The sequence below is a fragment of the Ruminococcus sp. NATIVEDY161 genome (assembly GCF_045819895.1).
Classification (GTDB): domain Bacteria; phylum Bacillota; class Clostridia; order Oscillospirales; family Acutalibacteraceae; genus Ruminococcoides.
This window is the reverse complement of the sequence record NZ_CP162392.1, coordinates 523,327-538,046: the sequence shown is the minus strand read 5'-3', so window position 1 is coordinate 538,046 and position 14,720 is coordinate 523,327. Positions and strand designations below refer to the sequence as shown.

14 protein-coding genes are annotated in these 14,720 nt (G+C 48.5%); 11 read left to right on the top strand and 3 right to left on the bottom strand.

Going from position 1 to position 14,720, the window contains the following annotated elements; translation table 11 throughout:
* Positions 1-69: 69 nt before the first annotated feature.
* From AB1I50_RS02580 to hisH, 3 genes are all read right to left on the bottom strand, one after another.
* The gene (locus AB1I50_RS02580) at positions 70-2,697 is read right to left on the bottom strand and encodes a dockerin type I domain-containing protein (RefSeq protein WP_407724648.1); all 2,628 of its coding nucleotides are present in this window, start codon (positions 2,695-2,697) and stop codon (positions 70-72) included.
* Between the two features lie 159 nt (positions 2,698-2,856).
* A complete protein-coding gene (hisF, locus tag AB1I50_RS02575; RefSeq protein WP_407724647.1) occupies positions 2,857-3,612 on the bottom strand; it encodes an imidazole glycerol phosphate synthase subunit HisF in 756 nt (251 codons plus the stop codon).
* Between the two features lie 2 nt (positions 3,613-3,614).
* Entirely contained in the window at positions 3,615-4,229 is a 615-nt protein-coding gene (gene hisH / locus AB1I50_RS02570; protein WP_407725312.1) for an imidazole glycerol phosphate synthase subunit HisH, read from the bottom strand.
* Positions 4,230-4,418: 189 nt separating this feature from the next.
* Between hisH and AB1I50_RS02565 the strand changes: the two genes are divergently transcribed.
* From AB1I50_RS02565 to AB1I50_RS02515, 11 genes are all read left to right on the top strand, one after another.
* Positions 4,419-5,309: a MurR/RpiR family transcriptional regulator gene (locus tag AB1I50_RS02565; protein ID WP_407724646.1), complete on the top strand. Its 891-nt coding sequence runs from the start codon at positions 4,419-4,421 to the stop codon at positions 5,307-5,309.
* The gene (locus AB1I50_RS02560; protein WP_407724645.1) at positions 5,299-6,537 is read left to right on the top strand and encodes a BaiN/RdsA family NAD(P)/FAD-dependent oxidoreductase; all 1,239 of its coding nucleotides are present in this window, start codon (positions 5,299-5,301) and stop codon (positions 6,535-6,537) included. The genes AB1I50_RS02565 and AB1I50_RS02560 overlap by 11 nt, the downstream gene beginning before the upstream one ends.
* Positions 6,538-6,597: 60 nt before the next feature.
* On the top strand, positions 6,598-7,266 hold the full coding sequence (gene cmk / locus AB1I50_RS02555) for a (d)CMP kinase (RefSeq protein WP_407724644.1): 669 nt from the start codon (positions 6,598-6,600) through the stop codon (positions 7,264-7,266).
* Complete coding sequence (locus AB1I50_RS02550) at positions 7,266-7,898, top strand: lysophospholipid acyltransferase family protein (protein ID WP_407724643.1); 633 nt, start codon at positions 7,266-7,268, stop codon at positions 7,896-7,898. The genes cmk and AB1I50_RS02550 overlap by 1 nt, the downstream gene beginning before the upstream one ends.
* Positions 7,879-9,918 (top strand): bifunctional 4-hydroxy-3-methylbut-2-enyl diphosphate reductase/30S ribosomal protein S1, encoded by a 2,040-nt coding sequence (locus AB1I50_RS02545; protein WP_407724642.1) that lies wholly within the window; start codon positions 7,879-7,881, stop codon positions 9,916-9,918. Before AB1I50_RS02550 ends, AB1I50_RS02545 begins: the two co-directional genes overlap by 20 nt.
* Before the next feature lie 68 nt (positions 9,919-9,986).
* Entirely contained in the window at positions 9,987-10,562 is a 576-nt protein-coding gene (locus AB1I50_RS02540; RefSeq protein ID WP_407724641.1) for a hydrolase, read from the top strand.
* A gap of 67 nt (positions 10,563-10,629) precedes the next feature.
* A complete protein-coding gene (gene ligA, locus AB1I50_RS02535) occupies positions 10,630-12,609 on the top strand; it encodes an NAD-dependent DNA ligase LigA (RefSeq protein ID WP_407724640.1) in 1,980 nt (659 codons plus the stop codon).
* An 81-nt stretch (positions 12,610-12,690) separates the two neighbouring features.
* A complete protein-coding gene (locus tag AB1I50_RS02530) occupies positions 12,691-13,632 on the top strand; it encodes an ATPase, T2SS/T4P/T4SS family (RefSeq protein WP_407724639.1) in 942 nt (313 codons plus the stop codon).
* On the top strand, positions 13,622-14,116 hold the full coding sequence (locus AB1I50_RS02525; protein WP_407724638.1) for a stage III sporulation protein AB: 495 nt from the start codon (positions 13,622-13,624) through the stop codon (positions 14,114-14,116). Before AB1I50_RS02530 ends, AB1I50_RS02525 begins: the two co-directional genes overlap by 11 nt.
* 18 nt (positions 14,117-14,134) lie before the next feature.
* Positions 14,135-14,329: a stage III sporulation protein AC gene (spoIIIAC, locus tag AB1I50_RS02520; RefSeq protein ID WP_407724637.1), complete on the top strand. Its 195-nt coding sequence runs from the start codon at positions 14,135-14,137 to the stop codon at positions 14,327-14,329.
* Positions 14,329-14,718: a SpoIIIAC/SpoIIIAD family protein gene (locus AB1I50_RS02515; RefSeq protein WP_407724636.1), complete on the top strand. Its 390-nt coding sequence runs from the start codon at positions 14,329-14,331 to the stop codon at positions 14,716-14,718. The genes spoIIIAC and AB1I50_RS02515 overlap by 1 nt, the downstream gene beginning before the upstream one ends.
* Positions 14,719-14,720 lie beyond the last annotated feature (2 nt).

Sequence of the window (14,720 nt, the reverse complement as noted above, 5' to 3'; positions counted from 1 at the left end):
CAAACATAAAAACAGCTGTTACCCTAAGCGGATAACAGCTGTTTTGTTATATGTGGTTAATTATTCAGCTTATGCCTTTTTGTCAAATTCAGTAATCTTTTCTACAGAGTACTTCTGAATTTGCATAGCGTCGATAACGTCAACCTGTCCGTCGTCGTTAACGTCGGCAACATAGAGCTGCTCGTCGGTGAGCTCAACTTTGTCGGTTGTGTATCTCTGAATGAGGATAGAGTCCATAACGTCAACTATGCCGTCGTTATTAACGTCTCCGATTAATGCCTTGGGCTCCTTGTCCTCTTTAGCTTTCTTAAGGGCTTCATAGGTCTGCTCAGCCTGAACAAGATCGTCGTAATTCCATACGCGCTCCTTTTCGCCGTCGGTCAAGGCGTCGTAAGCCTCACGGGCGGAGTCAATCTTCGCCTTGCACTCGTCGGTGAGCTCAACCTCTCCGATTGCCTTAATCTTCTCGATGGTATCAATGATTTCATCCGTGTATCTTACGGTGTGGGGAACAAAGTCTGTTCCTGCCTTGCCGTCAAGGTCTTGCTTTGCCATCTGACCGAGCTCAAAGTAAAGCAACATCGGCTCGGTAGCGATAGTTGAGTAGTTCGCAGTGAGCTTGTACTCAGGTCTGTCGGCAAGCGTTGTGTTCCACATATCAACAGCGCCGGAAGCGCAGTTCTTGTTAAAGAGGGAGTAACGGTTGTTCTCGGGATTCGCAAGATAACTCTTCATCAATTCGAGCTCGTCGGCGGTGATTTCAACCTCGTAGTAGTTGTTTGGAAGCTGTGAGTCGTTGCGTCTAAACTGGTTATATATCTCGCGGTTAATGGTCATACCGCCCTCGGATTGACCGTCCGCAGGGTTATGACCCATTGAGCCTGATACCGCAAACATCTGTTTAAGAGTATCAACAAGGCTGTCAAATGCCACTGCTCCGTCAAATTCCTCGCTGCCTTCGGAGTACAAATTCATCTGCTTTACAAGCTCCTGAGTTGCTTTGCTGTCCTGGTAAAGACTACCCTCAAGCGCCCTTCTGATAGCAATCATATTTGTCGGGTCAAAGCCGTAGTTTGATACGGTAATGCTTTCGCCTGCAACCAGCGAAATGTTCTCAGGCTCTGAGTTCGCGCCCTTGGGATTGGTTGTAAAGTAAGACATCCTGTCCTCTAATCCCAAATCGTTGTCGTTGTAAATAGCCGGATCCGAGGTGTACTTCTCGGGATTCTTCATATAGTCAACCATAAGGTCGTTATATCTGTCGTCAGGTCTGTAGTAGTCGTAGTAGCTTGTGTTCAAGTCCACATCCTCATAGGTTGTGAAGGTGAGACAGCCGTGCGACATAAATTCTTTCGTGGTGATCCTGCGCGAGGAAATTGTCATCTTACCTACAACGCGCGAGCCCTTGTAATCACCGAGGGTTACCTTTGTCATGGCGGATACGCTGTTGCCGCTTGAACCGGCATACGCGGTAACATAAACCACCTTGCCGTCCTCGGGAATATCCCCGACTACGGTGATAAGACCGTTTTCGTCAACGCTTATTACAGGATCAGAGATTACGTATGTAATGCTCTGATCATACGGAGCGACAAAGCTTAACAAGCCTGTGTACTTGGCAGCCGCATTAAGCCGGTAAGTATCGCCCATAGCCTTAAGCTTAATCTCCTTGGGCATACCTGTCATTTCTGCGTCGGCGTAACGAACCTTTACCTCGGTATCCGTATTAACCGTCAGCTTTTCGTTGGGCATTACGTAAGAATCGTTGGCAGTAATCCAGAATACCGCCTTGCTTTCTTCGGGAACAGGTATAATTGTTACTTCTGAGCCCTTCTTTACAAGGTATCCGGAATAGGGGATAACTACGGTACCGCCGTCATTCTCATATGTATAGATGGTCTCTCTGCTGCTGTCGTCAAAGGAGAACTTCACCATATCCTCAGCGTTTTCATAAACCTCAATATCGTAGATAACAGAGATATTATCGTTTGCCTCGCAGCTTGCCAAAACCATGGCCTTGCCTGCTTTTTCCAGTGTTGCCCAAGCGGAGCTGTTCTTGATAGAACCCAGAGCCGCCTGCGGAACGCTCAGGTCAAAGTCGCGGTACATACCGATGGTAACAACCTCTCCGCGGTTAAGGGTGACAGACTTTGTTGTGTCTGAGAAGGTGAAGTACTTGTCGGTGTTTTTGTCTGTGTGGTTAGAACCGTTCGCGATATCCTCGTTAATGTCCTTATAATATTGGTCGTCAATAGTATAAGCGGCATAAAGGTCGGGAACGTTGATTGTCACACCGTCATGGTATGATGTAAAGATAAGATAAACATGGCCGTCATAAAACTGCATTGAGTCGTTGAAACGGGCAAGAATCTTAAGATTACCGGCAACTGCCGAACCGTCGGTGTAATCTGATACGGTGACGGTGTACTCGGTGGTATCGTCGCCGTTCGGAACGGTAATTGTTGCCGTACCGGTTTTGAGCGCGTTGAGGCTGCCGTCATTGTCAACCCACGCGACGCTTGGATCGGAAGAAACACATTCTGAGTCAGCGGCGGCAAACTCTTTAATTACGTCGCCCTCTGTCATAGAAACGGTTTCGGTAATTGTTTCAGCCGAAGCCTGGAAGGGTATGCACGATACGATAAGCATCAGGCATAGTACCACAGCCGGAATACGGCTAATACTTTTTGCTCTCATAGATTGTATAACCTTTACATATCTATACATATTAATTGTATCATACATATAATCGGAACATAATCGGAACACAATCCAAAAATAAGCATGTTTTTTTAGTGAAAATGTATATATAAAAATAAGACCTTGTCTGTCATCGACAAACAAGGTCAGTTTTTATTATAGCCTTACGGGGATGTCTTTTTCGTTGAGATACTTTTTTAGCTCGGGGATCGGGATTTCACCAAAGTGGAACAGCGAAGCCGCCAAAACCGCGTCGGCTTTGCCGACGGTGAAGGCGTCGTAAAAATGCTCCAGCGCTCCGGCGCCGCCGCTTGCGATAACAGGGATTCCGACTTTTTCGGATACCGCCCTTGTGAGTGCAAGGTCATAGCCCTTTTTCTGTCCGTCCTCGTCCATACTTGTCAGCAAAATTTCGCCTGCGCCCAAGCTTTCGCACTTAACAGCCCACTCAACCGCGTCAATGCCCATCGGGGTTCTGCCGCCGTTAACATAGACCTCCCAGCTGTCGCCGCTGCGCTTTGCGTCAATCGCCGCGACAACGCACTGACTGCCGAACTTATACGCCGCCTCGCTGATAAGCTCGGGACGGTGAACCGCCGCAGAGTTTACCGAAACCTTGTCGGCTCCTGCCCTGAGCAGCGCGTTAAAGTCGTCAACGCTCCTGATTCCGCCGCCTACGGTGAAGGGGATGAAGATAGTATTCGCGACCTTTTCCACCATATCAATAGTAATATTTCTCGAATCGCTCGACGCGGTGATGTCGAGGAACACAAGCTCATCCGCGCCCTGAACATCGTACTGCTTTGCGCACTCCACCGGATCGCCTGCGTCAACGAGGTTTACAAAGCTCATACCCTTTACAACTCTGCCGTTTTTTACGTCGAGGCAGGGGATAATTCTTTTTGCGTACATCTTTAACCTCCTACAATATCGACAAAGTTTTTAAGAATTCTCAGTCCTGTGTTTCCGCTTTTTTCGGGGTGGAATTGGGTGGCAAAAACGTTGCCCTTTTCAACAGCCGCGTCAATCGTCACGCCGTACTCGGTCTGAGCCGCAACAATGCTCTTGTCGGCGGCGTTGAGGAAGTACGAATGAACAAAGTAAACGTAGGGGTTTTCCTCTATACCTTTAAAGAGGCGGCTGTCCTTTGTGATTTTCAAACTGTTCCAGCCCATATGCGGAATTTTCAAGCCGTCGCCGTTAGGGATTTTGGTAATCGTTCCGTCAAAAACTCCCAAGCCCTCAGCGCCTTCGCTTTCCTCGCTTCCTGGGAAAAGGAGCTGTAAGCCTAAGCAAATTCCCAAAAACGGCTTGCCGCTGTTTATGAACTCGATAACAGCCTCTTTAATTCCGTATTTATTAAGGCTGTCAACGGTGTCTCCGAACGAGCCTACGCCCGGCAGAACCGCGCCGTCGGCAGATAAAATCTCATCCTTTTTGTTGGTGATAAAGCAGTCGCAGCCAATGTGCTTAAGCGCCTTGCTCACGCTCTGAATATTGCCTGCGCCGTAGTCAATAATCGCAATCATCATATTCTCCCAATGTAAATTTGTTAGTTGATATGCTAATCTTACCATAATTGCCTTATTTTTGCAATATAAACAGCCGCTAATTTCAAAAATATTATTAAAATTTTGTATTTTACCTGCAAAATTATTGAAAAATGCAGGATGATGTGATAAAATGAATGTCAGACTAAAAAGTTAGGGAGTAAGTAAATGATTACACATCTTCTTACAAGAATAGATTTGATGATGAACAGCTTCTCGAAGGGACAAAAGCGAATTGCCCTGTACATCGAGGAGCATTACGATAAGGCGGCGTTTATGACCGCCTCTAAGCTCGGAGAAACAGTCGGCGTTTCCGAGAGTACTGTCGTAAGATTTGCGACCGAGCTCGGCTACGACGGCTATCCCAAGCTTCAAAAGGCTATGCAGGAGATGATTCGCAACAAGCTCACCTCGGTGCAGAGAATTGAAGTTACTTCGAGCCGTATCGGTAACAACAACGTGCTCGACAGCGTGCTGAATCAGGATATCGAAAAAATCCGCAGGACGATTGAGGAGACCTCGCACGAGGACTTTGACCGCGCTGTTGACGAAATTTGCAAGGCTAAGAGAATTTACATCTTCGGAGTGCGCTCAACCGCCGCAATCGCAAGCTTTTTGGCGTATTATTTTGAGCTGATTTTCGACAACAACGTTATCGTTATCAACACCACCAGCGCAACTACCACATATGAAAATATTTTCAGAATGACAAGCGACGACGTGATTATCGGAATTTCGTTTCCTCGCTACAGCAAAATGGCGATAGAGGCTATGGACTTTGCGCGCCGCCGCGGCGCACATTCAATCGCAATCACCGACAGTATGGCTTCTCCGCTTATCAGCTCGGCAGACTCCGTGCTCATCGCGCGCAGCGATATGGCTTCAATCGTCGATTCGCTCGTAGCGCCGCTCAGCCTTATCAACGCGCTGATTGTCGCCACGGTTCTTAAGAAAAAGGACGAGGTTACCGAAACCTTCCGCGAGCTCGAGCAGGTTTGGAACCGCGAGGACGTTTACGCAAGCCACGACGAAAACGAGAAGAAAACCGATGACAAGTAAAAAGGTAATAGTAGTCGGCGCAGGCGCGGCAGGCTTGATGGCGGCAGGAACAGCCGCACAGCTCGGCGCAGGCGTTACGCTGATAGAGAAAAACTCCAAGGTCGGCAGGAAGATTATGATAACCGGCAAGGGCAGGTGCAACCTGACAAATAACTGCGATAACCAGACTTTTATTAATAACGTCCCCGTCAACGGCAGGTTTTTGTACTCCGCAATTAACAACTTTTCCACCGCTGACGTTATGGGCTTTTTTGAAGGCTTAGGTCTTGAACTCAAAACCGAACGCGGAAACCGAGTGTTCCCCGTATCCGACAAGGCGGTTGACGTTGTAGATACGCTCTACGGCTTTGTAAAGGACAGCGGAGTTAAAAAAGTTCACGACACTGCAAAGACGCTGATTATCGAGGACAGTTATATCGCAGGCGTAAAGTGTGAGGAAAATACCTTCTACGCCGACAGCGTTATTGTCTGCTGCGGCGGAAAAAGCTATCCGCTCACAGGCTCGACAGGCGACGGCTATCTGCTCGCAAAGCAGGCAGGGCATACCGTTACAGAGCTTAAACCCTCGCTTGTACCTCTTGAAAGCCCCGACGGAGAGTGCAAGTCAATGCAGGGCTTGGCGCTTAAAAATGTAGGCTTGAAAATAGTCGATAATAATTCTAAAAAAGAAGTATACTCCGATTTTGGTGAAATGCTCTTTACACATTTCGGCATAAGCGGCCCGATGATTCTCTCCGCAAGCTCGCATATCAGGGATATCAAAAAGGGCGAGTACACCGCGGTAATCGACCTCAAACCGGCTCTCGACTTTGCGCAGCTTGACAAAAGGCTTCAAAACGAATTCAGAATAAACGCGAACAAGGACGTTTCAAACTCGTTCTCAAAGCTCTTGCCGAGGAAGATTATCATTCCCGTGCTAAAGCGCTGGGGAGTGCCGTTTGACAAAAAATGCAATGTAATCACAAAAGAGGAACGCCATGCCCTCTGCGAAATCCTAAAGGGCTTTACGGTAGAAATCGGCGGTTTCCGCCCGATTGAGGAGGCAATCGTCACCTCGGGCGGAGTAAAAACCTCGGAAATTAACCCGAAAACAATGGAAAGCAAGCTTGTAAGCGGACTTTACTTTGCAGGCGAGGTAATCGACTGCGACGCTTACACAGGCGGCTTTAACCTTCAAATCGCGTGGAGCACCGGCAGGCTCGCCGGACAAAACTCAGCTTATCTATAGGCAGCACCGCACACCGGAATTATGCGGTATTGCCTATAATAACGGAAAGGAATTTATATTATGTATACAGCAGTCGCACTTGACGGCCCTGCAGGAGCAGGCAAATCTTCAATCGCAAAACGCGCCGCAAAAGCGCTCGATTTTATCTATGTAGACACAGGCGCGCTTTACCGCACTATCGGCTACGCCGCAACGCTCGACGGCATTGAACCCGTCGATTCTCCCGAAGTTGACGCGCTTTTGGCAAAGACAAAGGTTGACTTGACCTTTAACGATAAGGGTGAGCAGATTGTCCTGCTTAACGGCGAGGACGTGTCGGGCTTTATCCGCACTCCCGAAGCCTCAATGACGGCTTCAAAAATCTCCGCAATCCCCAAGGTAAGGGCGTTTTTGCTCGACTTGCAGAGGAATATGGCAAAAACCCACAACGTAATTATGGACGGCAGAGACATCGGCACGGTCGTACTTCCCGACGCTCAGGTCAAGATTTTCCTGACAGCCTCGCCCGAGGCAAGGGCTCAGCGCAGATACAAGGAGCTTTTGGAAAAGGGAATGGACGTAAATTACGAGGATATTTTAAGCGACGTTAAAGAGCGCGATTATAACGATTCCCACCGCGCGACAGCACCGCTAAAGCCTGCCGAGGGCTGCGTGATTGTCGATACCACCGAGCTCGACTTTGAGCAGAGCGTGGAAAAAATCATTTCTGTCATAAAGGAGACTATCTGATGGCTCAGTCAAAAATACTTTATACTATCGGCAAGGTTATCCTGATGCCGGCGTATAAGCTTTTGTACCGCTATAAAAATATCGGCAGCGATAATATCCCCAAGCAGGGCGGTTTTATCCTCGCCTGTAACCATCTTTCTTTTTCGGATCCCGTACTGCTCGGGCTTTGCATTAAAAGAAGGCTCTATTTTATGGCGAAGGTCGAGCTTTTCAAAAATAAATTCGCAGGCGCTGTAATCCGCGCTCTCGGAGCGTTTCCGGTTGACCGCGGCGCAGGCGACGGCAAGGCGATTAAAACCGGCGAGGACATTATCCGCGAGGGCAACGCTATGACAATCTTCATCGAGGGCGGCAGAAGCAAGACCGGCGAGCTTATGCGTCCCCGAAGCGGCTGTGCGCTTGTAGCCCAGCAAATGCAGGTTCCCGTTGTTCCGGCGTGCATTACAATCGTCGGCAATCCCAAGCACACCTTTGCAAAAAGGGTAATTCACTTCGGCAAGCCGCTCTCTGCTCAGGAGCTCGGACTCACCACGGCAGGCGACCGCCGCGAGCTTAAAAAAGGCACTACAATGATTATGGACGAAATCAAAAAGATGAGGGAGCAGGACCTTAATGATTATAAAAAAGGCTGATTCCGCAGGCTTTTGCTACGGCGTAAACCGCGCAATCAATATAGTAAACGATTTAATAGGCGAGGGGGCAAGGGTATGCACCCTCGGACCGATTATCCACAATATGGAGGTAGTCCGCGAGCTAAAGGAGCGCGGCTGCCGTCCGATTGAGAGTATCGACGAGCTAAAGGAAGGCGAAACGCTTGTCATCCGCTCGCACGGAGTTAAAAAGTCGGTTATCGACGAGCTTAACGAAAAGAAAATCGACTACCGCGACGCGACCTGTCCGTTCGTCAAAAAAATCCACCGCATTGTGTCGCAGGCAAATCCCGAAACAGACGTTGTACTCGTCGCAGGCAACCCGGAGCATCCCGAGGTTGAGGGTATTATAAGCAACTGCAAGGGCGACTTTTACACCTTCAACAATGAGGAAGAATTAGACAAAATTTTGGATATAATTCCTGAAAAGAATTATAAACAGGTAAAAGTTGCCGCTCAGACCACTTTTGACACAAAAGAATGGAAAAAATCTGTAAAAAAGATAAAAAAAGTATGTACAAATGCAAAAATATTTGATACAATATGTAATGCTACGTCAGTTAGGCAGAGCGAGGCGGAACAGATTGCCGCTCAGTCGGACTTTATGATAGTTATAGGAGATCGTCACAGCTCCAACACAGGCAAGCTTTTTAACATCTGTAAAAGGCAGTGCCCCGGCACGGTTTTGATAGAAACCGCAAATGAGCTCGATTTGTCACGCGTCCGCGCTGCAAAACAAATAGGCGTAACTGCAGGCGCTTCAACACCTGCAAGGATAATAAAGGAGGTACTGGATACAATGAGTGAAGAGATTAAATCCGGTGAAACAACAAATTTTGAAGAATCTTTTGAGGAGATGCTTGAAGAATCCCTCAAAAATTTAAATACTAATGAGAGGGTAATGGGTACAGTCATCAGCATCGCGCCTAATGAAGTACAGGTTGACGTTGGCAGAAAACAGACAGGCTTTGTTCCTGTAAGCGAGCTTTCCAACGATCCTAACGTGAAGCCTGAAGATGTAGTAAAGATTGGTGACGAAATTGAACTGCTGATTATGAAGACAAACGACCAGGAAGGCACAATTATGCTTTCCAAGCGCAGAGTTGACGCTCAGAAGGGCTGGGAGGAGCTCCAGGATAAGGTAGACTCTCAGGAAATCCTCACAAGCAAGATTGTCGAGGCAGTTAAGGGCGGCGTAATCGCTGTTTACAACGGCGTAAGAATCTTTATTCCGGCTTCACAGGCTACCGCTTCTCGCGACGAAAAGCTCGAGGATCTCGTTGGTCAGGAAGTTGATTTCAGACTTATCGAGGTTTCACAGCGCGGCAGATTTAAGAGAGCAATCGGCTCAATCCGCAGCGTACTTAAAGAGCGCAGAGCCGCTCAGCGTGAGGAATTCTGGAAGACCTGCGAGGTTGGCAAGCGTTACAAGGGCGTTGTTAAGTCGCTCACAAGCTACGGCGCGTTCGTAGACCTCGGCGGCGTATTCGGTATGATTCACATTTCCGAGCTTTCATGGACTCACATCAAGCATCCTTCCGAGGTTGTTAACATTGGCGACACCGTTGACGTTTACGTTAAGGACATCAACGAGGAGACAAAGAAGATTTCTCTCGGCTTTAAGAACGCTGAGGACAATCCGTGGGAGATCCTTAAGAGAGATTATCCCGAGGGCACGGTTGTTGAGGCTACAATTGTAGGCCTTACAACCTTCGGCGCTTTCGCTAACATCATCCCCGGTATCGACGGTCTTATCCACATTTCTCAAATTGCAAACAAGAGAATCGAAAAGCCTGCTGACGTTCTTTCTGTAGGCGAGAAGGTTCAGGCTAAGATTACTGCAATCGACTTTGACAAAAAGCGCGTAAGCCTTTCAATGAGAGCTCTCCTTCCCGAGGACGAGCAGGCTCCTGCAAAGGCAGCTCCCGTAGAGGAAGCCGCTGAGGAAGAAGCCGCTCCTGTTGTAGAGGAAGCTGCTCCTGCAGAGGAAACCGCTGAATAATTTGCTACATAACAGGGCACTCCTAATGAGTGCCCTTTTTACTAATAAGGCTTGAGGAGGGTATCATTATGACCGCCAAGGAAGAATTTATTGAGATTTACAATCAGTATATCAACCGCAAGGGCGCTGATGAGCTGCTCGAATGGATAGAGCGTACCGACTTTTTCACTGCGCCTGCAAGCACACGTTACCACTGCTCGTGCGAAGGCGGTTTGGTAATGCACTCCGTCAGCGTTTTTAATACGATGATGGAAAAGCACTTTGACGAGGAAACCGACAGCATAGAGAGCTTTGCAATCTGCGCACTGCTCCACGATTTGTGCAAGGCTCAGTTCTATAAGGTGTCAACCCGTAACGTCAAAAACGAAGAAACAGGTCAGTGGGAGAAGGTTCCCTACTACGCCATTGAGGACCAGTTCCCCTACGGACACGGCGAAAAATCCGTGTTCCTTATCGAGCGCAAAATGCGCCTAAAGCTCGACGAGGCTATGGCAATCCGCTGGCATATGGGCGAGTTCGGAGACAAAAACAGCAACGCCATCAGCCAGGCATACGACGCTTATCCCTTAGCGGTTAAGCTACACCTCGCCGATTTGGAGTCAACCTACCTCAGAGAAAAAGGCACATCGGCAGTAAGACGCTAAACTTATATAAATTATTGTAGCGGCGAGCAATGCTCGCCCCTACTTTTTATTATTATACGGTGATATTATGGACATTTCACAAGCAAAAATCAGGGTAGAGGAGCTAACCAAAACCCTTGAATACCACAACAATCTGTATTATAATCAGGATGCGCCCGAGATTTCGGACTTTGAGTATGACAAAATGCTCCGCGAGCTCGAGAATTTGGAGGAAGAATTTCCGTCGCTGAAAAAGGCTGATTCCCCTACAAACAAGGTCGGCGGAAGCGCAGGCGAAAAGTTCTCGCAGGTCGTTCACGCTGTGCCGATGGAGAGCCTGCACGACAGCTTTTCCGACGACGAGCTAAGAGATTTTGACCGTAAGGTTCGCGAGGTTTCTCCCGACGTAAAGTACGTTGTTGAGCCTAAGTTTGACGGACTGAGCGTCTCCTGCGAATATCAAAACGGCGTATTTGTCCGCGGTTCAACACGCGGCGACGGCGTAACGGGCGAGGACGTAACCGAAAACCTTATGACAATCAAAAGCCTGCCCAAGCGCATCCCAAACGCTCCCGAGTACCTCGAGGTCAGGGGAGAGGTCTATATGTCCTTTCAGAGTTTTGAGGCGCTTGTAAAGCGGCAGGAAGAAAACGAGGAAAAGAACATCGCGAAAAATCCGCGCAACGCCGCCGCAGGCTCGCTCAGGCAGAAAAACGCCAAAATCACCGCCGAGCGTAACCTCGATATTTTTGTTTTTAATATTCAGCAGGCGCGCGGAATTACAATTAATTCCCACGTTCAGGGGCTTGATTACCTTTCCGAGCTCGGCTTCCCGACCTCATTTTATAAGGTCTGCTCGACCGTTGACGAGGTGATTGAGGAAATTCAGAGGATTGGCGACAACCGCGGAAGCTACGACTACGCAATTGACGGCGCTGTCGTTAAGGTTGACGACTTTGAACAGCGCACGCTTTTAGGCAGTACCGCCAAATATCCCAAGTGGGCTGAGGCGTATAAGTATCCGCCCGAGGAAAAGCCCACAAAGCTGATTGACGTTGAAATTAACGTCGGCAGAACCGGCGTTTTAACCCCTGTCGGAATTTTTGAGCCCGTACTGCTCGCAGGAACAACCGTCAGCAGGGCAACGCTCCACAATAAGGATTTTATCGAGGAAAAGGGCATTTGCGTAGGCGACACCGTGATTATTCGCAAGGCAGGCGAGATTATCCCTGAGGTGCTCTCGGTTAAACAGCACGCCGAAAACGCGGTGCCGTTTGAGTTCCCGAAGCTCTGCCCAAGCTGCGGAAGCCCGGTTACTCAGGACGACGAGGCGGCAATCCGCTGTACCAACACCGAGTGTCCGGCTCAGCTTATGCGCCACCTTATCCACTTTGTCAGCCGCGACGCCATGGATATCGACGGCTTAGGCCCTGCCGTGCTTGAACAGCTCGCGGAGCAGGGGCTTGTAAAAACCCCTGCCGATTTGTACAGGCTAAAGGCAGAGGATATCAGCTCTCTCGACCGCAAGGCGGAAAAGTCCGCGAATAACCTTATCTCCGCGGTTGAAAAGTCAAAGCACAACGAGCTTTACCGCCTGATTTTCGCACTCGGAATACGAAATATCGGGCTTAAAGCGGCAAAGCTTATCTGCGAAAACTTCGTCACGATTGACGACATTATGAGCGCCAAGGCTGAGGACTTTGAAAAAATCGAGGGCTTCGGCAAGATTATGGCGCAGAGCCTTGAGGACTATTTTTCGCTCGACGGCACATCCGACCTAATCAGCCAGTTTAAGGAATTAGGGCTTGATATGAAGCCGTCGGAACAGCGCAAAAAAGGCGGAGCTTTCGAGGGTATGACCTTCGTGCTGACAGGAACTCTGCCGACTATGAAGCGCAGCGAGGCAGGAAAAATTATTGAGGAAAACGGCGGAAAAACCAGTTCCTCGGTATCAAAAAAGACCACTTATGTTTTAGCCGGCGAGGACGCCGGAAGCAAGCTTACAAAGGCGCAAACCCTCGGAATAAATATAATTTCCGAGCAGGAATTCCTCGATATGCTCAAATAAAAATAAACAATCGACCTTTCGTTTTTCGGAAGGTCTTTTTTTATGCTTGTCTGCATAGAATAAATCATCGGAGGAATTCTTATGCAGATGAATTATAAAAAGATACTCTCGGCGGTCAACTGCCTAAGTCCGCCCGTAAAGCGGTTTTTGGAACCGCATACGGACTTTATTGCGAAAAATGCTTCTGACATACGCCTTCGCCTTAACCGTCCGCTGTCAATCTCCGCGCGAGACGGAGTTTATTTTCCGTCAAACGACGGCGGACTTTTACAAGCTTTACCGGACAAGGCTGTTATAATTACCAAGGCAGATTTGATTGACAGCTTCAACAGAATTTGCCGTTACTCGGTCTACTCGGTGCAAAACGAGCTTATCAACGGCTTTGTGACCGTCAGCGGAGGACACCGCGCCGGCGTTTGCGGTACGGCGGTTGTCGAATCGGGAAAAATCGTGAATATCCGCGATATAAGCTCGATTAACCTGAGAATTGCCAGAGAGGTAAAGGGCTGCGCCGATAAGTTGATTTCGCAAATTGAAAATATGCAAAACGGAGTTTTAATCTGCGGCGAGCCTTGCTCGGGAAAAACCACAATTTTGCGTGATTTGGCAAGATATATTTCTGAAAAAGAAAATAAAAACATTTCCCTAATCGACGAACGCGGAGAGCTTGCCGCGCCTGTCTGCGGAGTTAATCAAAACGACGTCGGCTTGTGCGACGTGTTCTGCGGTTATCCAAAGCACAAGGCGGTCGAGCAGGCACTTAGGTGTATGTCGCCCGAGTACATAATTTGCGACGAAATCGGCACGACAGAGGACTTAAAAGCCGTGGAAAGCTGCGTTAACAGCGGAGTTTCGGTAATCGCCGCCCTGCACGCGAAGAACAAGTCAGAGCTACTCGGCAAGCCTAACGCTGTAAAGCTCCTTAAAACAGGCGCGTTCGGCACGGTTGTTTTCTTAAAAAGCCGTAAAAACGCAGGAGAGATAAGCGCTGTGGAAAGGGCAGGTGATTTGCTTGGTAATTAAGCTCATCGGCTGTCTGCTGATAGCCTCGGCAGGCTTTTTCACGGGCTGTGTCTTAACCCAAAGGCTCAAAAACAGGCGCGATTTTTACGACAAATTCTGCGTGTTTATCTCGCTATTGCAAACGCAAATCAGGTACAACAGCGCAGATATTTTCTCGCTCGTAATTTCAAGCGCAAGAGGCTCGGGCTTGGAGCTTTTTGATACTCCCAAAACCGATGTTCCTTTTACGGCTTTTTGGGATAATTCGTTAAGTGCTTTGCCGAAAAAATACGGCTTAAATAATTCTGATAAAGAATTATTATACAAATTCGGCTCAGCCCTCGGCACAACGGATATCGAAGGTCAGCTAAAGCACCTTGGGCTGTACGGCGAGATTTTCCAAAACAGGCTGAGCGAGTGCGAAAACGCGCTAAAGGATAAGTCGAGAATATACAGGGCGCTGGGATTGTTCGGCGGAATATCAACGGCAATTATTATTCTCTGAAAGAATAAAGAGGTTTAAATGGACGTAGAGTTAATTTTCAAAATCGCGGCTGTCGGCATAATCGTGGCGGTGCTCTCCCAGCTATTAATCAGGAGCGGCAGGGAGGAACAGGCAATGCTCACAACGCTTGCCGGGCTGATTGTGGTGCTGACAATGATAATCACGCAGATAAGCTCGCTTTTCGAGACTATCAAGCGGATGTTTAACTTTTGATGAGCATAGTTTCAGTCTGCGCGTTGTCGGTCGCCGCGGTTATAATCGCCCTCACATTAAAGCCTAAAAACGCCGAAATCGCGTTAATGCTCGGATTGTGCGCCTCGGTTGTGATTTTATTTTCGCTGTTTTCAAACGTCGCGCAAATCACGGACAAAATCAGCGAAATCACCGCCGCCTCGAGCATAAGCACAGGCTATATCGCAATTCTTTTGAAGGTTATCGGCATTTGCTTGGTGACGGAATTCACCGCCAACGTCTGCCGCGATTCGGGCAGTTCTTCGCTTGCAGGCACGGTAACGCTCACGGGCAAAATCCTCGTCACAATCGCCGCTTTGCCGCTGTACTCGGACATTTTAAATGTCGTTTTGGAATTAATCAAGAGGTAAGA

Excerpts from the sequence above, each read along its gene's own strand:
- AB1I50_RS02580 (WP_407724648.1), bottom strand. The coding sequence starts at position 2,697 with ATGAGAGCAAAAAGTATTAGCCGTATTCCGGCTGTGGTACTATGCCTG.
- hisF (WP_407724647.1), bottom strand. The coding sequence starts at position 3,612 with ATGTACGCAAAAAGAATTATCCCCTGCCTCGACGTAAAAAACGGCAGA.
- hisH (WP_407725312.1), bottom strand. The coding sequence starts at position 4,229 with ATGATTGCGATTATTGACTACGGCGCAGGCAATATTCAGAGCGTGAGC.
- AB1I50_RS02565 (WP_407724646.1), top strand. The coding sequence starts at position 4,419 with ATGATTACACATCTTCTTACAAGAATAGATTTGATGATGAACAGCTTC.
- AB1I50_RS02560 (WP_407724645.1), top strand. The coding sequence starts at position 5,299 with ATGACAAGTAAAAAGGTAATAGTAGTCGGCGCAGGCGCGGCAGGCTTG.
- cmk (WP_407724644.1), top strand. The coding sequence starts at position 6,598 with ATGTATACAGCAGTCGCACTTGACGGCCCTGCAGGAGCAGGCAAATCT.
- AB1I50_RS02550 (WP_407724643.1), top strand. The coding sequence starts at position 7,266 with ATGGCTCAGTCAAAAATACTTTATACTATCGGCAAGGTTATCCTGATG.
- AB1I50_RS02545 (WP_407724642.1), top strand. The coding sequence starts at position 7,879 with ATGATTATAAAAAAGGCTGATTCCGCAGGCTTTTGCTACGGCGTAAAC.
- AB1I50_RS02540 (WP_407724641.1), top strand. The coding sequence starts at position 9,987 with ATGACCGCCAAGGAAGAATTTATTGAGATTTACAATCAGTATATCAAC.
- ligA (WP_407724640.1), top strand. The coding sequence starts at position 10,630 with ATGGACATTTCACAAGCAAAAATCAGGGTAGAGGAGCTAACCAAAACC.
- AB1I50_RS02530 (WP_407724639.1), top strand. The coding sequence starts at position 12,691 with ATGCAGATGAATTATAAAAAGATACTCTCGGCGGTCAACTGCCTAAGT.
- spoIIIAC (WP_407724637.1), top strand. The coding sequence starts at position 14,135 with ATGGACGTAGAGTTAATTTTCAAAATCGCGGCTGTCGGCATAATCGTG.
- AB1I50_RS02515 (WP_407724636.1), top strand. The coding sequence starts at position 14,329 with ATGAGCATAGTTTCAGTCTGCGCGTTGTCGGTCGCCGCGGTTATAATC.